This is a genomic window from Pantoea sp. S-LA4 (assembly GCF_054482835.1).
This window is the reverse complement of record NZ_JBTLRC010000002.1, coordinates 3,733,801-3,754,240: the sequence shown is the minus strand read 5'-3', so window position 1 is coordinate 3,754,240 and position 20,440 is coordinate 3,733,801. Positions and strand designations below refer to the sequence as shown.

General features: G+C 55.6%; 18 protein-coding genes. 3 read left to right on the top strand and 15 right to left on the bottom strand.

All coding sequences use genetic code 11. The features are described 5' to 3' along the window. Nucleotides 1-6: 6 nt before the first annotated feature. The 7 genes from ACX3P5_RS18530 to gmk form a co-directional block, all read right to left on the bottom strand. Nucleotides 7-1,686: an AsmA family protein gene (locus ACX3P5_RS18530; RefSeq protein ID WP_233985820.1), complete on the bottom strand. Its 1,680-nt coding sequence runs from the start codon at nt 1,684-1,686 to the stop codon at nt 7-9. Nucleotides 1,687-1,804: 118 nt separating this feature from the next. After that, nucleotides 1,805-3,178 (bottom strand): nucleobase:cation symporter-2 family protein, encoded by a 1,374-nt coding sequence (locus ACX3P5_RS18525; RefSeq protein ID WP_458969086.1) that lies wholly within the window; start codon nt 3,176-3,178, stop codon nt 1,805-1,807. An 89-nt stretch (nt 3,179-3,267) separates the two neighbouring features. Next, nucleotides 3,268-5,346, bottom strand: a complete 2,079-nt coding sequence (recG, locus tag ACX3P5_RS18520) for an ATP-dependent DNA helicase RecG (RefSeq protein ID WP_233985822.1) — start codon at nt 5,344-5,346, stop codon at nt 3,268-3,270. Beyond that, nucleotides 5,343-6,044 (bottom strand): tRNA (guanosine(18)-2'-O)-methyltransferase TrmH, encoded by a 702-nt coding sequence (gene trmH, locus ACX3P5_RS18515; RefSeq protein WP_094121051.1) that lies wholly within the window; start codon nt 6,042-6,044, stop codon nt 5,343-5,345. Before trmH ends, recG begins: the two co-directional genes overlap by 4 nt. A gap of 3 nt (nt 6,045-6,047) precedes the next feature. After that, nucleotides 6,048-8,153 carry a bifunctional GTP diphosphokinase/guanosine-3',5'-bis pyrophosphate 3'-pyrophosphohydrolase gene (gene spoT / locus ACX3P5_RS18510; RefSeq protein WP_233985823.1) on the bottom strand — a complete coding sequence of 702 codons (2,106 nt, stop codon included), beginning with the start codon at nt 8,151-8,153 and terminating at the stop codon, nt 6,048-6,050. A gap of 20 nt (nt 8,154-8,173) precedes the next feature. Further along, on the bottom strand, nt 8,174-8,449 hold the full coding sequence (gene rpoZ, locus ACX3P5_RS18505; RefSeq protein ID WP_003851346.1) for a DNA-directed RNA polymerase subunit omega: 276 nt from the start codon (nt 8,447-8,449) through the stop codon (nt 8,174-8,176). Between the two features lie 54 nt (nt 8,450-8,503). Further along, nucleotides 8,504-9,127: a guanylate kinase gene (gmk, locus tag ACX3P5_RS18500; protein ID WP_233985824.1), complete on the bottom strand. Its 624-nt coding sequence runs from the start codon at nt 9,125-9,127 to the stop codon at nt 8,504-8,506. A gap of 240 nt (nt 9,128-9,367) precedes the next feature. On the opposite strand from gmk, the gene ligB reads away from it, so the two are divergent. After that, nucleotides 9,368-11,110 carry an NAD-dependent DNA ligase LigB gene (ligB, locus tag ACX3P5_RS18495; protein WP_458969085.1) on the top strand — a complete coding sequence of 581 codons (1,743 nt, stop codon included), beginning with the start codon at nt 9,368-9,370 and terminating at the stop codon, nt 11,108-11,110. On the opposite strand, the gene ACX3P5_RS18490 is transcribed toward ligB, so the two are convergent. From ACX3P5_RS18490 to ACX3P5_RS18460, 7 genes are all read right to left on the bottom strand, one after another. Further along, nucleotides 11,048-11,665 carry a trimeric intracellular cation channel family protein gene (locus tag ACX3P5_RS18490; RefSeq protein WP_233985826.1) on the bottom strand — a complete coding sequence of 206 codons (618 nt, stop codon included), beginning with the start codon at nt 11,663-11,665 and terminating at the stop codon, nt 11,048-11,050. The two genes, ligB and ACX3P5_RS18490, sit on opposite strands and share 63 nt — an antisense overlap. A 573-nt stretch (nt 11,666-12,238) precedes the next feature. Next, on the bottom strand, nt 12,239-12,883 hold the full coding sequence (locus tag ACX3P5_RS18485) for an oligosaccharide flippase family protein (RefSeq protein ID WP_233985827.1): 645 nt from the start codon (nt 12,881-12,883) through the stop codon (nt 12,239-12,241). Between the two features lie 93 nt (nt 12,884-12,976). Continuing rightward, nucleotides 12,977-13,243 (bottom strand): hypothetical protein, encoded by a 267-nt coding sequence (locus ACX3P5_RS18480; protein ID WP_031375158.1) that lies wholly within the window; start codon nt 13,241-13,243, stop codon nt 12,977-12,979. 434 nt (nt 13,244-13,677) lie between these two features. Then, nucleotides 13,678-14,073 (bottom strand): polyketide cyclase, encoded by a 396-nt coding sequence (locus tag ACX3P5_RS18475; protein ID WP_233985828.1) that lies wholly within the window; start codon nt 14,071-14,073, stop codon nt 13,678-13,680. Nucleotides 14,074-14,210: 137 nt separating this feature from the next. Further along, nucleotides 14,211-15,353 carry an alanine racemase gene (locus tag ACX3P5_RS18470; protein ID WP_336757222.1) on the bottom strand — a complete coding sequence of 381 codons (1,143 nt, stop codon included), beginning with the start codon at nt 15,351-15,353 and terminating at the stop codon, nt 14,211-14,213. A 184-nt stretch (nt 15,354-15,537) separates the two neighbouring features. Further along, entirely contained in the window at nt 15,538-16,461 is a 924-nt protein-coding gene (lpxP, locus tag ACX3P5_RS18465) for a kdo(2)-lipid IV(A) palmitoleoyltransferase (protein ID WP_094121043.1), read from the bottom strand. Nucleotides 16,462-16,882: 421 nt separating this feature from the next. Continuing rightward, a complete protein-coding gene (locus ACX3P5_RS18460; protein ID WP_233985861.1) occupies nt 16,883-17,746 on the bottom strand; it encodes a YicC/YloC family endoribonuclease in 864 nt (287 codons plus the stop codon). A 157-nt stretch (nt 17,747-17,903) separates the two neighbouring features. Between ACX3P5_RS18460 and ACX3P5_RS18455 the strand changes: the two genes are divergently transcribed. Then, on the top strand, nt 17,904-18,329 hold the full coding sequence (locus ACX3P5_RS18455; protein WP_233985863.1) for a DUF3574 domain-containing protein: 426 nt from the start codon (nt 17,904-17,906) through the stop codon (nt 18,327-18,329). A gap of 35 nt (nt 18,330-18,364) precedes the next feature. Here ACX3P5_RS18455 and ACX3P5_RS18450 read toward each other — a convergent pair whose 3' ends face one another. Beyond that, nucleotides 18,365-19,549, bottom strand: a complete 1,185-nt coding sequence (locus ACX3P5_RS18450) for a NupC/NupG family nucleoside CNT transporter (protein WP_233985865.1) — start codon at nt 19,547-19,549, stop codon at nt 18,365-18,367. A gap of 148 nt (nt 19,550-19,697) precedes the next feature. Here ACX3P5_RS18450 and rph point away from each other — a divergent pair, with 148 nt between their 5' ends. Beyond that, a complete protein-coding gene (gene rph, locus ACX3P5_RS18445) occupies nt 19,698-20,414 on the top strand; it encodes a ribonuclease PH (protein ID WP_031375152.1) in 717 nt (238 codons plus the stop codon). Nucleotides 20,415-20,440: the final 26 nt, after the last annotated feature.

Here is a 20,440-nt window from a genome sequence, read left to right as displayed (position 1 = left end):
GATGCGTTATCGAACCTCACCAGCCTGCAGGGTCTGCTGCAACTGCTGGCTGTCGGTGGTGACTGACAAACTGCCATTGGCGGTTGGACGCAGTGGCTGACCGGCTTTTAACGCGGCATTCAGCTGCAGTTGCAGGTTGCTGTCACCGGTTAGCGGCAGCGCCGGCCATCCCCAGTTCTGCAACACATTCACCGGCACGGCACGGCCAGTCAGCTGCAACGTCAGTGGACGCTCGGGCTGCTGGCCGACCGTCGCACGTCCTTCCAGCAAGCCCTTACCACTGAACGCGCTCAGCTCGGTCACCTGAATCTGCTGCGGGTCGGCACTCAGTGCAATCGAAGGATGGCGCAAATCGGTGCGGTTAAAGGTCGACTCCGCCGCATTCAGGCTCAGCTTACCGGACCAGATCCCCCACTGTTGCTGACGAACCAGCAACAGATTCTCACCGGTGCCATCCAGCGACGTTAGCTGGAAAGGAAACGCCGGATTAATATCGATAATCAGATTACGGTTTGAGGTGAAACGCGTCACCACCACGCTATCAAGCCAGTCAGGTAACGTGGACTGCCAGCGATCGCGCCAGTCCTGCGGCAGGGTATATTCCAGCCCGGCGACCGCCAGGTTTTTCAGCGTCAGGCGTTTATCGGCGCGCGACCAGTCGCCTTCTGCCCGGATCACGCCGTTGGCCCAGCGTGAACTGAACTGCGTCAGGGCGATGCCTTGCGGAGAGAAGTCCAGATTGACGATTGGATCGTTCAGCTCCAGCCCGCCGTTGATAAAGTTACTGGCGTTCATGGCCAGCGAACCGTCGTTGCTCTGCCAGTCATCGCCCTGCCAGTTAAGGTTACGCAGGGTCAGATCAAGGTCGGTCACCGCCCAGTCAGGCCCCTGCAGGCGCGCATCGGTCACATCCAGCCGGGTAATGGCAATCGATGGCACCGCCTGCACATTACGCAGAAAATCTTTCAGGCTGCTGGCGGTCTGCAGACGAATATCATTCAGCCGCAGCTGGTTAATCTTCCAGTTGCCCTGCGCATCGCGCTCACCGTTGCCGGTCATCGAGCCGCGAGCCAGATCGGCACCGACATTATTGAAAACCATCCGTCCCTGCGAGACGCTTCCCTGAATCAGCACATTTTCGCCGGGCACCTTATTCAGCGTCATGCTGCCGGCACTCATCTGGAAACGGGCATCCTGGCCCAGCATATTGCTGGCGACCGGTTTCCACGGCAGAATGCCGCCGTTCACCTGCTGAGCGAACAGCGGCAGCGCGCTGTTGGGGCTTTCGATATGCATGTTGTTGAGCTGCAGACGCTGGGCCTGAATCGGCAGCGCGCTTGATGGTGTCAGGTTGGCCAGGTTGACTTCGCCGTCACGCAGTTCGATGCTGCTGAAGTGCAGCGGATCGCTGAACTGCACCAGCGCCAGGCCGAGATCGACGCGCTTTGCCACCAGCACCGCTGGCTGACCATCGTGACCGAAGCTGAAGTCATCCAGAATGACATGCGAGGGAGAAGAGAAGTTGTGCTCAATTTTACTCAGGGAGAGATGCCACTCCGTTTTGTCGCTCACCCATCGGCTAAACCAGCCTGCACCCCATTGCGTCTGCAGCAGCACATAGATCACCACCAGGGTGAAGAGCAGCAGCAAAAGTAAGGTGAGGAAAAACTTTCCAAGAAATTTCATAGCATCCTTCCCGAGTTAAATCCGGTGAGAGGTTGTTATGCCTGAATTACCGTTACAGCTCAACAGCCTGGATGTAAATCCGACTAAATAGCAGACGGGCCGCAGCCCGTCGCTCGCCTTACTTCTCCTGCGGGAAAATCAGGTTCAGCACGATAGCGGTAATTCCACCCGCCGCAATGCCGGAAGAGAGCAGGGTTTTCAGCCACTCAGGCGCAAATTGCAGAATCAGCGGCTGCTGCGAGACACCCAGCCCCACCGCCAGCGACAGCGCGATGATCATGATGGCGCGGCGGTTCAGCGGCTCACGTGACACGATGCGAACGCCGGAGGCGGCAATCGTCCCGAACATCACAATGGTCGCGCCGCCCAGCACCGGCTCAGGAATATGCTGCACCAGGCCGCTGACCGCCGGAAACAGCCCCAGCACAATCAGCATCAGCGCCACGACAAAGCCAACGTAGCGGCTGGCGACGCCGGTGAGCTGAATCACGCCGTTATTCTGCCCGAAGCAGGAGTTAGGGAAAGTGTTGAACAGCGCGGAGACAAACGAATTGAGGCCGTTAGCCAGCACGCCGCCCTTCAGGCGTTGCATATAGAGCGGACCGCTCACCGGCTGCTCTGAGACATCAGAGGTTGCTGTGATGTCGCCAATGGTTTCCAGCGAGGTCACCATAAATACCAGCATCAGCGGAACCAGCAGGTTCCAGTCGAAGCCCAGCCCGTAATAGAGCGGCGTCGGTACCGCAATCAGCGGTTGATCGGCTGGCGCGCTGGTGGTGGGTAACATATCCAGTGCCCAGGCCAGCAGATAGCCGACCGCCATGGCGATCACCAGTGAAGCGACGCGCAGATAGGGATTTTTCTGGCGGTTCAGCAGCACGATCACCAGCAGCACCGCGCCAGCCAGCAGCAGATTTTTTGGTGCGCCAAAACTGTGGTCGGCGATGGCGGCAAAGCCGCCGCCGATCGACGTCAGCCCGACCTGAATCAGCGACAGGCCGATAATCATCACCACGATACCTGAGACCAGTGGCGTAATGATGCGGCGCGCCAGATGCAGCACGCGCGACAGCACCATCTCAGTACAGGAAGCGACCATCAGGGTGCCAAACAGCGCTGCCATCATGGTGGGCACGTCAGCACCGCCATTTTTCAGCGCCATCCCGCCCATAATCAGCGGCGTGACGAAGTTAAAGCTGGTGCCCTGAATCGACAGCAGGCCGGAACCGACCGGACCCCAGGTTTTGATCTGCAGAATCGATGCCACGCCCGACGCGAACAGCGACATGCTGATAATGTGCTGGGTATCCTGGGCGGGCAGGCCCAGCGCCTGGCAAATCAGCAGCGCGGGGGTAATCACCGCCACAAACATGGCTAACAGATGCTGGCCGGCGGCAAACAGCGTTTGCGGCAGCGGTGGGCGATCTTCAAGGCGATAAATCAGTTCACTGTGGCGAGTGGCGGGTTGTTCTGGCTGCGGATTGGTGGACATCTTCTACTGTTCCCGAAAAATGGTGTGGCGATTGTAATCATCCGCCGGCTAAAAGCAATCGTTTGCCCGGCAGGGAGTAAAAAGGCCGGTCAGACGTTGGTATAACGGGTGTTCTCCGGCAGCCAGCGTTCAATCAGGGCGCTGGCCTGCTCGGGATAGTGCTGGTGGATATGTCGCGCCACGCGCTGCACTTCCGGCACCATCGCCTGATCGCGCAATAAATCTGCCACTTTGAACTCGGCGTTACCGGTCTGGCGCGTACCCAGCAGCTCGCCTGGTCCGCGGATCTCCAGGTCAAACTGCGCAATCACGAAGCCGTCATTGCTGTCGCGCAACACCTGCAATCGCTTCTGGGCGGTTTTACTGAGCGGCGCTTTGTAGAGCAGCACACAGTGTGAGGCGACCGCGCCACGGCCTACCCGTCCGCGTAGCTGATGCAGCTGCGCCAGTCCTAAGCGTTCCGGGTTTTCAATAATCATCAGGCTGGCATTAGGCACGTCGACGCCCACTTCAATCACCGTGGTTGCCACCAGCAACTGCAGCTGGTTGGTTTTAAACGCCTGCATCACCGCCTGTTTTTCAGCCGGCTTCATCCGGCCGTGTACCAGGCCGATGTTGAGATCGGGCAGCGCCGTTTTCAGTGCTTCCCAGCTGGCTTCCGCCGCCTGCGCTTCCAGCAGGTCAGACTCTTCAATCAGCGTACAGACCCAGTACGCCTGACGCCCTTCGCGACAGGCATGTTCAACCCGCGCAATGATCTCATCGCGTCGGGTATCGGGAATGGCGACCGTCGTGACCGGCGTGCGGCCCGGTGGCAGTTCGTCAATGGTCGAGGTATCGAGATCGGCATAAGCGGTCATCGCCAGGGTGCGGGGGATCGGCGTTGCCGTCATGATCAACTGATGCGGATGGAAACCCTGTTCCTCGCCCTTTTCCCACAGCGCCAGCCGCTGATGGACGCCAAAACGGTGCTGCTCATCGATAATCACCAGCGCCAGGCCGTTGAACTGCACCTGCTCCTGGAACAGCGCATGGGTGCCGACCACCATCGCAACCTGACCGCTGGCAATGGCTTCCTGCTGTGCCTGGCGCGCCTTTCCTTTCTGTTTTCCAGCCAGCCAGCCGACTTCAATCCCCAGCGGCGCAAACCACTGACGGAAGTTGCTGGCGTGCTGTTCAGCCAGCAGTTCAGTCGGGGCCATCAGGGCAACCTGTTTACCGTGCGCAATCACATTCAGCGCCGATAACGCCGCCACCAGCGTTTTACCGGAACCCACATCGCCCTGCACCAGCCGCATCATCGGGAAGTCATTCGCCAGGTCATGCTCTATCTCCGCCACAACCCGCTTCTGCGCACCGGTAGGCGAGAAGGGCAGTGCCGCCAGCAGTTGATCGCTCAGGTTATGACGAGGCGGCATCGGTAACGCGTAATAACGCTGCGCACCGGCGCGTACCGCCAGCATGCTGAGATTATGCGCCAGCAGCTCTTCCAGAATCAGACGACGCTGCGCCGGATGACGGCCGCTCTCCAGCTCGCTCAGTTTGAGATCGGGTGGCGGACGATGCAGAGTACGTAACGCATCGGGCAGGCTGATTAAACCGCCGCTTAGCTCCTGCGGTAATAGCTCGGCAATCGGACAGCTTTCCAGCAGCGTCAGCGCCTGATCGGTGAGATTACGCAACGTAGCCTGACGGATGCCTTCGGTGGTGGGATAGACCGGCGTCAGCGTCTCTTCAAGCGCCACGTTGCTGTGTTCGCCCTGGATACGGTACTCAGGATGAATGATCTCAGCGCCGCGCTGACCACGTTTGATTTCACCGTAGGCGGTAACGCGACGACCTGGCGCCAGGCTGTTTTTCATGCCGGCGTTGAAGTTGAAGAAGCGCATTGTCAGCACGCCGCTGCCATCGCTGATCTGACACACCATCATCCGGCGGCGGCCAAAAGTGATCTCGGAATGCAGCACTTCACCTTCTACGGTGGCCCAGATACCGGGCAGCAGATCATCAATGGCGTAAAGTTGGGTACGATCTTCGTAACGCAGCGGGAGATGGAGCAGCAGATCCTGAATGGTGTGCAGGCCAATTTTGGCCAGCTTTGCCGCCTGGCTGGCACCGACGCCGGTCAGGGTACTGAGCGGAATGGCATCCAGCAGGCGGCCTTTCATCTTTTACTTTTACCGGTTGACTGCATGGTGGCCCACCAGCTGGCGTCAGCCTCGACCTCGCCCAGGGCGTTGATGCGCGGATAGGGCAGGCCTTTCTGCCGCGCGACGCGCGCCAGCACCGGGAAACCCCCTTCGAACAGCAGACGTTGCTGTTCATCCTCATCCAGCAGGCTGTAATCACGCTGGTAAAGGCCGGCATTCTGCCGTTGTCGCTGGGCTTCATACAGGATCAGGGCGGAGGCAACCGAGACGTTCAGCGACTGCACCATACCGACCATCGGAATGATAATCTCCTGATCGGCCAGCGCCAGGGCTTCATCGGTAATGCCGGTTTTTTCCTGTCCCATCAGGATGCAGGTCGGGCGGGTATAATCAATCTCGCGGAAATCGACGGCTTCCGCTGACAGATGGGTGGCTAACACCTGCATCTTCTGCTGTTTAAGCTGTGTCACGGCGTCGCCGATAGTGCGATGCGTCACCACCTTGACCCAGCTGTTGCTGCCGGCCGAGGCGGACGCCTGGGTGCGCATCCGCTGGCTCGGCCAGACGGCGTGAACTTCGTGGATACCCACCGCATCGGCGGTGCGAATGACCGCAGAGACGTTGTGCGGTTTATGCACTTGTTCCATGCAGACCGTGAGATCGTGCTGACGCAGCGCCAGCATGGTCTGAATTCGGGCAAAACGTTGATCGTTCATGCACTAATTACGGTTACGGTGAACTTTGATCACATCCGGCATCACGCGGATTTTACGCATGATATTGGCCAGATGGACGCGATCGCGGGCGGTGAGGCGAATAAAGGCGCTATATACCCGGCCATCGCGCTCTTCCGTGTTCAGGCTCTGAATGTTAGAACCGGCAGTGTTAATCGCCGCCGTCAGGTTGGCTAACGCGCCCTGATGGTTAAACATATCGACCTTAATTTCCGCCACAAACTCCTGCTCAGTCACTTTGTCCCATTCAACCGGCATGAACTTCTCTGGCTCTTTCTGGTAACCGCGAATGTTTCGACAGGATTCGTGATGCACCACCAGGCCCTTACCGGGACTGACGTGCGCAACAATCGGATCGCCGGGAATCGGTCGACAGCATTTGGCGAAGGTAATCAGTACGCCGTCGGCACCTTTGATGGGCAGCTTGCCGCGTTTGCTGTTGCTGATCGCTTTGCTGTCAGCCTGCAGCAGGTTTTTCGCCACCACCACGCTCATTGCATTGCCAAGACCAATTTCCGCCAGCAGATCGTCCAGCGAAGTCAGCTTCATGCGATCCAGCTCCTGCCTGATATTCTCCGGCGGGATCTCAGCCAGTTTACGGCTGCCGCCCAGCGCATGGCTCAGCAGGCGACGGCCCAGATTGACCGAGTCTTCGCGTTTGAGATTCTTCAGTAGTTGACGGATTTTGGCGCGGGCTTTGGAACTGACGACAAAGTTAAGCCAGGCGGCGTTAGGACGCGCGCCCGGCGCGGTGATGATCTCAATCGTCTGGCCGCTGGTCAGGGATTGCGACAGCGGATAAGGCTGGCGATCGACACGCGCGCCGACGCAGGCATGACCAATGTCAGTGTGCACGGCATAGGCGAAATCCACCGGTGTGGCGCCTGTCGGCAACTCTACGATACGGCCTTCCGGCGTGAAGACGTAGATCTCATCCGGGAAGAGATCGGACTTCACGCTTTCGATAAATTCAAATGAACTGCCGGCGCTTTGTTGCAGCTCCAGCAGGCTTTGCAGCCAGCGCTGGGCACGAATCTGCGCCGTGGTGCCACTTTCGCCCGCCTGTTTGTAAGCCCAGTGCGCAGCGACCCCCATTTCCGCCATCTGATCCATATCTTCAGTGCGAATCTGCACTTCAACCGGCACGCCGTGCGGGCCGATCATCGAAGTATGGAGAGATTGATAGCCGTTGGCTTTGGGGATGGCGATGTAATCTTTGACCCGGCCCGGACGCGGCTTATATAAGCTGTGCATCTGGCCCAGGACGCGATAGCAGGTATCGAGATCTTTCACGATGACGCGAAAGGCATAGATATCCATGATCGAGTGAAAACGCTGCTCTTTCAGCGTCATTTTGCGGTAGATCGAGTAAAGATGCTTTTCACGACCGCTGACGCGGCAGGGAATGCCCGCTTCCTGCAGACGGCCATCGATCTCAGAAAGAATCTTCTGGATCATCTCTTTACGGTTACCGCGTGCCGCCTTCACCACCTCTTTGATAACCCGATAACGGTTCGGATAAAGGGCTTCGAAACCGAGCTCTTCGAGTTCTGTTTTAAGGTGATGAATACCCAGACGATGCGCTAGTGGGCTGTAAATTTCCAGCGTTTCCAGCGCGATGCGACGACGTTTATCCGGGCGTAATGCGCCGAGGGTGCGCATGTTGTGCGTGCGGTCAGCCAGCTTGATGAGAATAACGCGGATATCCTGCACCATCGCCATAATCATCTTGCGGAAGTTCTCTGCCTGCGCCTCTTTCTTGTCGCGGAACTTCAGCTTATCCAGCTTAGAAACGCCTTCGACCAGCTCCGCCACGCTCTTACCGAACAGCTGTTCCATATCCTGGTAAGTGGCGGGCGTATCTTCGATCACGTCATGCAGCAGCGCGGCCATGAGCGTTTCATGGTCGAGCTTCATTTCCGCCAGAATACAGGCTACGGCAACCGGATGGGTGATATAAGGCTCACCACTGGAGCGTGTCTGTCCCTCGTGGGCATCACGTGCGACAAGGTAAGCCTGCTGGAGGCGCTTGATGTGCTCCTCTGGCAGGTATTTTTCAATCAGTTGATTGAGGCTTTCAAACAGATACAAGGGTGACCTGCAGGTGGCTGTTAACGACGACCTTCAGCGATAGCGGTAACGGCCTGTAACTCAGCGGCTTCCTGCTCTTGCTGTTCCTGACGATCACGCACATCTAAAATCTGATTGGTGACCAACCCTTCTTCGATTTCGCGCAGGGCGATAACGGTAGGTTTATCGTTCTCTTCCGGAACCAGCGGATCTTTGCCGCCTACCTGCATCTGACGTGCACGACGTGCAGCGACCAACACCAGGTCAAAACGATTACCAACTTTTTCTACTGCGTCCTGAACGGTTACGCGTGCCATAGGTGTGCTACTCCACAGATGAAGAAATGACTGGGCATCATACTGAAACTCAATTCAGACTGCCAACAGTTTGCTGATTAAAGCATCATGGCGCGCCTTCTGGCGCGCCATGCGCAGACGTTCTGCGCGAATAATGGTTTTCAGATCGGACAGCGCCAGATCGAAATCATCATTCACAATTAAATAATCATATTCGGCATAGTGACTCATTTCCGCCACGGCTTGTGCCATGCGACGGGTGATCACCTCTTCGCTATCCTGCCCGCGACCGCGCAGACGGCGATCGAGCTCTTCTTTCGACGGCGGCAGAACAAAGATACTCCGTGCGCCGGGCATTCGGGTGCGGATCTGCTGCGCGCCCTGCCAGTCGATGTCGAGAAAGACGTCAACGCCGGTCGAAAGCACCTGCTCAATGGCATGGCGCGAGGTACCGTAGTAGTTGTCGAAAACTTTGGCGTGTTCGAGAAAAGCGTCTTCCGCAATCATCTTCTCAAACTCATCTTTTCCGACAAAAAAGTAGTGTTCGCCATGGGTTTCACCCGGTCGCATGCCGCGGGTGGTGTGCGAAACAGACACCTGCGTATCGTACAACGGCTGGGTCTTTAACAGCGCCTGAATCAGGCTGGATTTACCTGCACCGCTGGGAGCAGAAACAATATAGAGCGTGCCTTGAGCCATGGTTTTCTTGAATTGATTAAAAGCGGAGTCGATTTCCTGCACAGTATACACAGCTTCCCGCTGCCACGCAGCGTTTGCGCAGCGGCTGCGGGTAAACTTTTGCGTGTTGCTGCGCAAATTGATGTTGCCTGAGCGTAAAAGGTGACGGATTTTGCTGTGATCTGTTCCGGATCGGATGACGGCCTCTGGCTGATGCTAGCGTCTCTGTGTTGAATGGCGCAAAACGTCAGGAGAGAGATCATGAAAGGATTTGGCTGGCCTCTGATTGCTGTTTTGCTTGCAGCCGCGCCTGTTTACAGTGCGATTTGCCCCGCCTGGACTCCGGCACGGGCGGCGAATGAAATTGCCCATCTGCAGCAGCAGCTTCAGCACTGGGATCAGGCCTATTATCAACAGGGACTTAGCCCGGTAACCGATGCAGATTATGATAGCCTGCAATCCCGCCTTAACCACTGGCTGCACTGCTTCAGCTCGCCGCAGGCAAATTACTCAGCACAACTGCCTGAGCAGGGTGAACATCTGCATCCTGTTGCCCATACCGGGGTAAAAAAGCTGCGCGATAAACTGGCGCTGGCTTACTGGATGCAGGATCGCCGCGATCTGTGGGTTCAGCCTAAAGTGGATGGCATTGCGGTTTCACTGGTTTATCGTGCGGGCAGGCTGGTGTCGTTATTAAGCCGTGGTGATGGATTACGCGGGGAGGAGTGGCTGACTAAAGCGGCCTTTATCCCGGCGATACCGCAGCAGATAAACAGCGATCGCGACGAGGTGGTTTTGCAGGGCGAACTCTACCTGCCGATGACCGATCATCATCAGGCGCGGGATGGCGGTAAAAATGCCCGTTCAAAAGTGGCCGGCGCCATGATGAGTAAACAGCCTGGTCCGCTACTTTCGCAACTCAATATTTTTATCTGGGCTTGGCCGGACGGGCCGGCAAAAATGCGTGACCGGCTGGCGCAACTGAGCCAGTGGGGATTGGGCATTGCCGCGCAGTGGAGCCAGCCAGTAAAAGATGAAGAGGAGGTCGCGGTATGGCGTGATCGCTGGTTTCATGGCGGGCTGCCGTTTGTCACCGACGGCGTGGTGGTTCATCAGGCATCACGGCCTGCCGGCAAAAACTGGCGGCCCGGTGAGGGCGAATGGGCCGTAGCCTGGAAATATCAGCCGCCAGAGGTCAGCAGTGAAGTGCTGTCGGTTGATTTTCCGATTGGCCGCACCGGAAAAGTGGCGGTGGTGCTTAATCTGCAGCCGGTGCAGCTGGATGACAAAACGGTCAGGCGGGTAAACATTGGCTCACTGCGTCGCTGGCGGCATAGGGACATCATCGCGGGAGACCAGGTGACCCTGAGTCTGGCCGGACAGGGCATCCCACGGTTAGATCGGGTGATCTGGCGAGTGGCGCAACGTGATTACCCGCAGCCGCCCGACGAAACACGCTATAACCCGCTGAGCTGTTATCGCTTCAGTGCCGACTGCCAGAAGCAGATGCTGGCGAAATTGCGCTGGCTGAGTCAAAAGTCGGTGCTGAATATTCCGGGAGTAGCGCGCAACACCTGGCTGAAGCTACTGGAAGCGGGCAGCATGCCGCATCTTTTCGCCTGGCTCACCTTAACACCTGAGCAAATCGCCACAGCTGCCGACATCTCTTCTGCGCGTGCCGGACAGCTCTGGCATCGTTTCAATCTGACGCGCCAGCAACCGCTGCGACGCTGGATCAGCGCGCTGGGTGTTTCGCTACCGCGTAAAGCCGCAGAGGCGCTGCCCGATCAACACTGGGATGACCTGATACAACGGGATGCGGCAGCATGGCAAACCTTGCCAGGCGTGGGTGCCGCGCTGGCCCAACGCCTTGTCGACCAGTTTCACCATCCTGAACTGCAATCACTGATCGCCTTTTTACAGCAGCAGGGCATTCCCGCCTCAGTGTTCCGGGTGGGGATAGTTGAAAATCGGCAAGCCGAGGCGAAAACGCAGCGCCAGTAGACGGGCAAAAAAGCCGAACAGCAGCGTAATGATGATCACCGCTTCGTGCGCCAGCGACGTTTTCAGCAGCAGGATATAGATCCAGCCTGAAGCGAAAGCGATCCCCGCATACAGCTCTTTCTGGAATACCAGTGGGATGCGATTACAGAACATGTCACGCAGCACGCCGCCAAATACGCCCGTGATGACGGCGCTGATGGCAGCAATGATCATCGCATGGCCGGAATCCAGCGCCACCTGAGCGCCAATAATGGAGAAAACCACCAGGCCGAGCGCATCCAGCACCAGAAAAACTTTGCGCAGATGCGTCATCAGTGGCGCCGCAAAGGTGGTGATCACCGCCGCCGCCGCGACAATCATGATGTATTCAGGGTGTTTGACCCAGCCGAGCGGATAATGGCCGAGCAGGATATCGCGAACGGAACCGCCACCAATTGCGGTCACTGAGGCGATGATAATGACGCCGAAAAGATCCATTTTACGGCGACCCGCAGCCAGCGCGCCGGTCATGGCCTCGGCGGTAATGCCGATGATGTAGAGAACGGTCAGTAACATAGCAGACTCCAGTTAGACGGCGGCAAGGCTAAGGTATAGCGTAATAAACGGCGACTGAGATTTTCTGACGCCACGCTATTGGGATTAGCTCAGTTTATGGATGTGTGCTGCAAACGTCGTGGTATCAGTACGCCGGGTCGTGAACGTCTCGTGCAATGCATAAGAAAAAATTCGCCCGACAGGCTAACCGGCCGCTACTTCCTCTCTCTGTTTTGCTGTGCCACCGCCAGCAGGCGCATTACGCCATAACATGACCTCTGACACCATGCTGACGTGCCGGATAAATGGATGACCGGGCTGTTCTGTCAGGTCATCGCCGGGCAATGCCGCAGCGTCAGAGCGAAGGAGGCTGTCTTCTGGGCAAATCGCAGTCAACGCGATCAGCAACGTTAAGGGATAATAACAGGCAGAGGCAGTGAGGCAGAGTTGCGGAAGGGTAACGGGAACAGCGGAGACAGAGAATAACCGGGAATATTAATCGTCATTACGGATGAAAAAGAAAAAGCGTGCTGGTTCACAGCACGCCAACGCATCGTTTCGGATGCTCAGAGCCCACCATACAGACTTATTTTATTATTTGTTTCTTGCACGAATCTGAGAAAATGCTTTCAGGCTGAAACGGTATTCTGGCTGGAACCATGAACGACCGTAGTAGCAATAAATCAGCATACGAATGGACGCCATCGCCAGATAACCCCAGATTGCACAAAGCACTGACGGAGTTAGCCAGACGGTAAATAAGGTTACGCTCAGTCCGGCTAATACCGAAGAGGTTTCAGCAAAGGCGATACGGGTATATTGTTTTTCACGCTGTAATATTGCCCGGTAATGCTGTCCCTGTGGAATAATAATAAAGACCACTGAGACCATCTCCAGCATTAAGGCCAGTTCAGGCTGGTCAAACATCCGATTAAGCAGATGGCTGCCAATAAATAACAGACCAAATGTCGCGGCGCCCATCACAATGTTGCCCCAGTAAAGGATCGAGAGATCGTTAATTGAGAGCATGCATCGGCGGATCAGCATATTCGAGAAGCCCCGATCGGCCAGGGTATCGATAGCCAGCAAAGCCACAACGGCAATGGCCAGCAGGTTGAGCTCATTTGCCTGCAGAATTTGCGCCAGTAACGAAAGCTGCAACACGCCAATGCCAATAATTTTGATCGAGGAGAGGAGAGACCATTTTGCGCTATTCAGACTGCTTTCACGTATCGCCATGATATGCTCGTTAGAGTACATGTACTCTGTGCGAAATAAATATTCGTGTAACGGCAATGGGGTTGCTGTGACACCGTTAGTTAGTGCAATGAGTCAGTGCAATTTTTCCGGCCGAAGTCCTGAAATACCTTGCCAGGCTTGCCATGTTATTATGGATTCAATCAAATGATGCTCGGATAAAAAATAGATATCCCTGGAATATTCACGGTTTCGTGTCATGGCGGAATCTCCCGCTGTTAATAAGAAGTCCGCCAGATCACGAATAAATCCTGTTGTTGTTTTATATTCTCCAGCCAGCATCCTGCCGGCAATCTCAACAAATTCTTTTTCAGATAACAAAGGATAAGTTGAGCGGTCCATGTCTTTTTTCCTGCTTTATCATTATGGGTATTGCTGTGTGTGGAATGATTTATACATTGTTTTATTTAATTTAACACCATAAGAAAAGTCTGATAACGCAACCGCAGTAATTAATGGTTTCACTCTGTGCATGATAAATATTAAATCACTTACAGCGCTGTAATAAATATTAGTTAAGGATTAATGTTTATAACAACCAGTGAACATCGCTGGCTCAACGGAAATCAGTGCAAAATCAGGCCTGGCGGGCTGCAAACAGGCAGCATTGCCAGGAGTTTTCCTGGCGATAATGCTTAAGCAGAACTGGTGATAGGCGGGATAATGACGTCAGTAATCAGATAAGTGCTTTATGCTTTTTTGCCCAATGTTTTTGTATTTTTTTTCATTAACGACCAGCGTTAACTACAGCATAAAAAATGCGCTAACTCGTTGATTTATTGAGTAAGCAGTTGATTGAGCTTTTCAAGATCTTTGCTAACCCATTCAATATCCTGCTTAAATTTATCTTCTGAGGTTAAAGGCTGGCGATAGACCGTCACCATCACCTCCGCACCCTGCTCGTTGGCGATTACCCGCATTGGCATATAAATCTCCTTACCAAAACCGGTATCAACCCAGTGATCCATTACGCCGAACGGATTATGGGGCGTGAAACGAATCTTCACCGTGCCCTCGGGGCCTTTGGCGCGCCAGCGGTTGCCTTCCGGTTCCAGCGTGCTGTTGGTTAACCCGGAGGCCCATTTGGGAAAGAACTCTGGTTTCCAGATGGTTTCATACAGATCTAACCAGTGGCGTGGAATGGTCAGGCTCAGGGTACGAGAGGAGAGCATACTACCTCCGGCAAAGTGGCGGAAAAGGGCATTAAAGCATGGGGCTATGCCAGGTAAAATGCTGTAGCAACAGAAGTGTGGAGTAGAAAGGGTTTCGAACAGATTGCAGGCAACATCGGGTGTTGCCTGCGGTTTGATCAGATAAACCTGCCGCGTGCCGATACCAGGTGTTTCACCGCATCACCCTGCTCATCGCGCAGAATAAAGTCATCTGACTGCGCCATGACTGCACAACTGTGATTCGGGAAGATGCGCAGCAGGCTGCCAACTTCAGGACGGTGATTTTCACACAGCAAAAATCCGTGCTCTTCGGATAATTTGCTGATCTCATAGGTCTGGCCTGCCGCATCAGCCGCGATGCCGAACCCGCTGGCGTTCGTGCCGTGCGGTCCTTTATCAGAACTCAGCATTTTCGATCCGGCATCGATAATCGCGAAATGCGCGTTAACGGCCACCACACGGGTAATCACACTCAGCGCGAGCTGATCGACGCGGCTTAAACCGAGACGGCAGGCAGTGAGATCAAGCAATGCATAATTGCCGGGACGGATTTCATCAATACAGGGGTCGATTTCGGCCGCCAGCGCGGTGGGTGTGGCCCCGACAGAGAGTGGGCAGGCGGTGAAGCCCGCCGCATGAAGCTTCGCCTGTAACTCCTGCATCATTACGGCTTCCTGACGGGCGATGTCCGCTATCGCAGCGGGATTTCCGGCACCATAGGCGTGTCCGGCGTGAGAGACCAGCCCGGCAAAGCGTAATCCTTTTTCCCGCAGAGCCTGCGCTATAACCACCGCCCGATCGGTATGCGGATCAACGCCAATACGATGTAACCCGACATCCACTTTGATCGCCACGGCCAGGTCGCAATCGGGCTGCTGCTGCCAGGCGTCAGCGATAGCCTCCACACCATGCAGCGCATCGGCAATCAGGGTAATTTTCGCCTGATGCCGCACCGCCAGACGCAGCAGTTCTGCCACACTCTGCGCCTGCACCACCGGATAGGCTAACAACAGATCGCGGATGCCACCCTGAATAAAGCTGATCCCTTCACTCGGTTTTGAAACCGTCACGCCGCGGGCACCTGACGCCAGCTGACGTTGCGCAATCCAGACGCTCTTGTGGGTTTTGATATGAGGACGGAGGGCGACGCCGGCGGCATCGGCCTTGCGCTGCATCTGTTGCAGATTTTGCTCCAGACGTTGCGCATCCACTTCAATGTAAGGTGTCAGACGATCATCAATCAGTGGGCGTTGCCACTGCTCAGCGGTATGGATATCCATAAGACGTTTCAACTCTGGCTTGCGGGAGAGTGCTCATCATTCCTCAATTGCGGGTCTGATGCCAGTGTGTCATTGACCAGGTAGAAGAGATGGTGACATGCGCGTTTGCGCGTAAAGCCGGGAGGAGCGGGTCGGGAGCCGAGGCCATAAAACAATAAAGCAGGCGCGTGGCCTGCTTTATCCGTTAAACGTAAAGTGACGCTTCACCCGGTGGACGGGTTTTAAAGCGGCGATGCAGCCAGAGATACTGTTCAGGAGCACGCAGAATCTGGTTTTCGATCACCTTATTCATATAGGCCGCCGCTGCTGCCTCATCGGTATGAGGATAATTTTCCAGCATCGGTTCGATGATCAAATGATAACCATCATTGCCCGCATTACGGATCAGCATAATCGGCACCATCGCAGGCTTCGCCAGACGGGACAGCACAAAGGTACCGTTAGTGGTTGCCGCTTTTTCCACTGCAAACAGCGGCGCGAAGGTGCTGCCTTTCGGACCGTAGTCCTGATCGGGCGCAAACCAGACGGATTCACCTTGTTTCAGCGCATGTACCATACCGCGCAGGTCACGGCGATCGATCATCGCTTTATTGGAACGCATCCGGCCTTTGGTCTGAACATATTCCATCGCCAGATTGTTGTGCGGGCGGTACATCGCCATCATTGGCTGACACAGACCACTGATGCGGCCACCCAGCTCCAGCGACATAAAGTGTACGCCAATAAGCATCACGCCACGCTTTTCATTCTGAGCGGCGTGCAGATTTGCCAGACCGGAGACGGTAAACAGGCGCTTAACGGCGCGATCGGACCAGAACCAGGCGATGCCGGTTTCGGCCAGCGCCATACCCAGCGAAGCAAAATTACCGGCGATCATCCGCTCGGTTTTTTCTTCACTGATGCCAGGAAAACAGAGCTCAATATTGCGACGGGTAATGCGCTCGCGGCGCTGCAGGAAATGGCGGGAAATTTTGCCGGCACCGGCACCAAGACGCATAAGAACAGGATAGGGAAGCTGGACCAGCAGCCAGAGCACACCCAGGCCAAACCAGGTAAACCAATAACGCGGATGCAGCAGCGAACTGCTAAATTTTCCGGTGTTTTTCATTAACAACCTTCATGAGATAAATGGATGTATCGCATAAAGAGCACTTCCATAAGTCTCCAGGCGCTACAGCTGTACTGATTTCGACCAACACTTTATCAAAAAGTGCCTTGAAAGATAGGCAATCTCCGGAATCTACAGGATTGACCTGTTTCATGGAGCGATGCCGGAACGCGCTGAAAAAAGAAGGATTAAGGGTTAAATGACGTAAATACAGGGAGTTAAGCGAAGCGTTTCGTCCAGTGTAAATGTGAATGGCGGCCGTTACAGAAGAGTCTGGAAATTATTATTTATCTATCTTTACGCAATTCTGACACCCTCAGCGCTGAAAAAGTCACCAAAGTGAAGTGCTACCTGAACAGGCTGTAATGATCGGGCAGAGAGACAACTAAGCGCCAGTTAAGGCGCTTAGTGAAGGGGAGCATTACTCGATATTCTGAATCTGCTCTCGCATCTGCTCAATCAGCACCTTGAGTTCAATCGCGGAGGTGGTGATTTCTGCATTGATTGACTTCGATGCCAGCGTATTCGACTCGCGGTTAAATTCCTGCATCATGAAGTCCAGACGGCGACCGACCGCCTCTTTCTTCTTCAGGATGTTGTAGGTCTCTTTCACGTGAGCATCCAGTCGATCCAGCTCTTCAGAGACGTCAACACGCTGCGCCATCATCACCAGTTCCTGCTCCAGGCGATTATTTTCCAGCTGCACTTCGGCGTCTTCCAGTTTGGCGACCAGCCGCTCACGCTGCCATTTGATCACTTCAGGCATCTGCGCGCGGACTTTGCTGACTTCCTGTGAAACGCCTTCCAGACGCTGCTCAATCATCCCTTTCAGTGCGGTACCTTCGCTTTCGCGTGCCGCAATGAAATCATCCAGCGCGCCATCCAGCGCCTGCAGTAACTGCTGATTGATCACATCCAGGTCCTGCTCCTGAGCAGACATCACGCCCGGCCAGCGCAGAATATCCAGCGGATTAATCGCGCCTTCATCACTTTGCATCTTCACCCAGTTAGCCGCCTGCACAAGCTGCTTCGCCAGTGCTTCGTTCAGCATCAGTTCGCCCTGGGCGCTGGGATCGGCATCATAACGCAGGTTGCACTCAATCTTGCCGCGCGTCAGACGCTGGCGAATGCGCTCGCGGATCACCGGCTCCAGCCCGCGGAACTGCTCCGGCAGACGGATGTAGGTTTCCAGATAACGTTGGTTCACGGAACGCAGCTCCCAGGCGGCGCTGCCCCATTCGCCTTTGGCTTCGCGGCGGGCATAAGCGGTCATACTGCGGATCATAAGCGATACTCATTTTCGGAAAGATGGGGTGAAGTATAGCGAGGGCAGCCACGGCATAACAGGCATAAGCGTCTGTCAGCGGAATAACGAATCATTTCCGCTTTGTCCGACAGGCACTTATGATGGCGGCTGGCCCATTTTCTGAGGAGGCGGATCGATGTCTCGCGTTATTGCTTTTCCTGTTGCGCTGGTGCTGTTGCTGGCGGGTTGCCAGACACCGCCAGCCCCGCCAACCAAACCCCAACCCATTTGTGCCGGGGGCGACGTTATGATGCAGACCACGCTGTGGTTTGGTCTGAGTAAGCCACAAGGCGGGACAGTGAGCTCACTTGAGTGGATGAATTTCGTCGATAACGAGGTCACACCGCGCTTCAGGGACGGGCTGTCAGTCTATGACGCTAAAGGTCAGTGGCTGGGCGAAAATGGGCAGCTGGCACGGGAAAACAGCAAAGCGCTGATGCTGATCCACCGTTTTGATCCGGCCGTGAATACCCATATCGAAGCGTTACGTACGCTGTATAAAAAGCGCTTTGGTCAGGAGTCGGTGATGCGGGTCGATGCGCCGGTTTGCGTGGGGTTCTGAGGCGGGAAACGGCGGCAGATTGCCGCCGTTGACGATCAGATAAACAGACCGGCAAAAGCGGCCGATAGCAGGCTCACCAGCGTCGAGCCGTAGACCAGCTTCCAGCCAAAACGTGACACCACGTTGCCCTGCTGCTCGTTCAGTCCCTTAATGGCACCCGCCACAATGCCGATAGAGGCGAAGTTAGCGAAAGAGACCAGGAACACCGACAGAATACCCAGTCCGCGCGCGCTCATGCCTGAGGCCACTTTCTGCAGCTCAATCATCGCCACAAACTCATTGGCCACCAGTTTGGTCGCCATGATGCTGGCTGCCTGCAGCGCGTCAGCCTTAGGAATGCCAATCAGCCAGGCAAACGGATAGAACAGATAGCCAAGCAGTTGCTGGAAGCTGTAACCAAACAGGGCGGCAAACAGCGCATTCACGGCCGCGATCAGTGCAATAAAACCGATCAGCATCGCCAGAATGATCATCGCAACTTTGAATCCTGCCAGAATGTACTCACCCAGCATCTCAAAGAAGCTCTGCTCTTCATGCAGTTTATCCAGCGCGATAGGCTGCTCATCCTGGCTTTTCATCGGGTTGATGATCGACAGGATAATAAAGGTGCTGAACATGTTGAGCAGCAGCGCTGCAACCACATACTTTGGTTCAATCATCGACATATAAGCACCGACAATCGACAGCGAAACGGTGGACATCGCGGTCGCCGCCATGGTGTAGAGCCGGCGCGGCGGGATATCACCCAGAATCCCTTTATAGGCGATGAAGTTTTCCGACTGACCGAGAATCAGCGTACTGACGGCGTTAAACGACTCGAGCTTGCCCATGCCGTTAATTTTCGACAGCAGGGTACCGACCAGTCGAATCAGCAGCGGCAGAATGCGCCAGTGCTGCAATATGCCGATTAAGGCGGAGATAAAGACAATCGGGCAGAGAACGCCAAGGAAAATAAACGCCAGTCCCTGTTTGCTCATTCCGCCAAACACGAACTCTGTACCCTGGGCGGCAAAGCCGAGCAGCGTCTCAAAGAAACCCGCCACCGAACCCACCAGTGCCAGACCACTGGCGGAATGAAGAAAGAACCAACCGAGCGCGGCTTCCACCACAATCAGCTGAACGATAAAGCGCAGGCGAATCTGTTTACGGTCATGACTGACCAGCAGCGCAAGGGCGAAAATCACCCCCAGCGCCAGCAGGAAATGAAGAATGGCGGCCATAGTTTTTTTAATCAGAAGAACAGGAACGCGCATTTAGCCACAGTCAGCGGTGAATTTCATCTGATGATGCGGCGGGCAGGCGTAAGAGACAGCAGGCAAGGAAGTCCGTATAATGCGCAGCCAATCATTAGCAAGCCGGAGAATACCCATGCGTCCAGCAGGCCGTAGCGCACAACAGGTGCGTCCAGTCACATTGACCCGCAATTACACCAAACACGCAGAGGGTTCCGTTCTGGTGGAATTCGGCGAAACCAAAGTGCTCTGCACTGCCTCCGTAGACGAAGGGGTTCCGCGTTTTCTTAAAGGCCAGGGCCAGGGCTGGATTACTGCCGAGTATGGCATGCTGCCGCGCTCGACCCACAGCCGCATGGCGCGTGAAGCCGCAAAAGGCAAACAGGGCGGCCGTACGCTGGAAATTCAGCGCCTGATCGCCCGTTCGCTGCGTGCCGCGGTGGATTTAAAAGCGCTGGGTGAGTTTACCATTACGCTCGACTGTGACGTCATCCAGGCTGATGGCGGCACCCGCACCGCCTCTATTACCGGTGCCTGCGTGGCGCTGGCCGATGCGCTGAACAAGCTGGTTGCCAGCGGCAAGCTGAAAGCAAACCCGATGAAAGGCATGGTGGCAGCCATTTCAGTCGGCATCGTCAAGGGCGAAGCGCTGTGCGATCTGGAATACGTTGAAGACTCCGCGGCAGAGACCGACATGAACGTGGTGATGATGGAAGATGGCCGCATGATCGAGGTGCAGGGCACCGCAGAGGGCGAGCCGTTCAGCCACGAAGAGCTGCTGACGCTACTGGCGCTGGCACGCGGCGGAATTGAAGAGTTAATTCAGGCGCAGAAAGCGGCACTGGAAAATTGATGTAACAGGCGACCACAGAGTCGCCT

Bases quoted from the DNA above. Each gene is read 5' to 3' on its own strand.
- ACX3P5_RS18530 (WP_233985820.1), bottom strand. From the start codon at position 1,686: ATGAAATTTCTTGGAAAGTTTTTCCTCACCTTACTTTTGCTGCTGCTC.
- ACX3P5_RS18525 (WP_458969086.1), bottom strand. From the start codon at position 3,178: ATGTCCACCAATCCGCAGCCAGAACAACCCGCCACTCGCCACAGTGAA.
- recG (WP_233985822.1), bottom strand. From the start codon at position 5,346: ATGAAAGGCCGCCTGCTGGATGCCATTCCGCTCAGTACCCTGACCGGC.
- trmH (WP_094121051.1), bottom strand. From the start codon at position 6,044: ATGAACGATCAACGTTTTGCCCGAATTCAGACCATGCTGGCGCTGCGT.
- rpoZ (WP_003851346.1), bottom strand. From the start codon at position 8,449: ATGGCACGCGTAACCGTTCAGGACGCAGTAGAAAAAGTTGGTAATCGT.
- gmk (WP_233985824.1), bottom strand. From the start codon at position 9,127: ATGGCTCAAGGCACGCTCTATATTGTTTCTGCTCCCAGCGGTGCAGGT.
- ligB (WP_458969085.1), top strand. From the start codon at position 9,368: ATGAAAGGATTTGGCTGGCCTCTGATTGCTGTTTTGCTTGCAGCCGCG.
- ACX3P5_RS18490 (WP_233985826.1), bottom strand. From the start codon at position 11,665: ATGTTACTGACCGTTCTCTACATCATCGGCATTACCGCCGAGGCCATG.
- ACX3P5_RS18485 (WP_233985827.1), bottom strand. From the start codon at position 12,883: ATGGCGATACGTGAAAGCAGTCTGAATAGCGCAAAATGGTCTCTCCTC.
- ACX3P5_RS18480 (WP_031375158.1), bottom strand. From the start codon at position 13,243: ATGGACCGCTCAACTTATCCTTTGTTATCTGAAAAAGAATTTGTTGAG.
- ACX3P5_RS18475 (WP_233985828.1), bottom strand. From the start codon at position 14,073: ATGCTCTCCTCTCGTACCCTGAGCCTGACCATTCCACGCCACTGGTTA.
- ACX3P5_RS18470 (WP_336757222.1), bottom strand. From the start codon at position 15,353: ATGGATATCCATACCGCTGAGCAGTGGCAACGCCCACTGATTGATGAT.
- lpxP (WP_094121043.1), bottom strand. From the start codon at position 16,461: ATGAAAAACACCGGAAAATTTAGCAGTTCGCTGCTGCATCCGCGTTAT.
- ACX3P5_RS18460 (WP_233985861.1), bottom strand. From the start codon at position 17,746: ATGATCCGCAGTATGACCGCTTATGCCCGCCGCGAAGCCAAAGGCGAA.
- ACX3P5_RS18455 (WP_233985863.1), top strand. From the start codon at position 17,904: ATGTCTCGCGTTATTGCTTTTCCTGTTGCGCTGGTGCTGTTGCTGGCG.
- ACX3P5_RS18450 (WP_233985865.1), bottom strand. From the start codon at position 19,549: ATGGCCGCCATTCTTCATTTCCTGCTGGCGCTGGGGGTGATTTTCGCC.
- rph (WP_031375152.1), top strand. From the start codon at position 19,698: ATGCGTCCAGCAGGCCGTAGCGCACAACAGGTGCGTCCAGTCACATTG.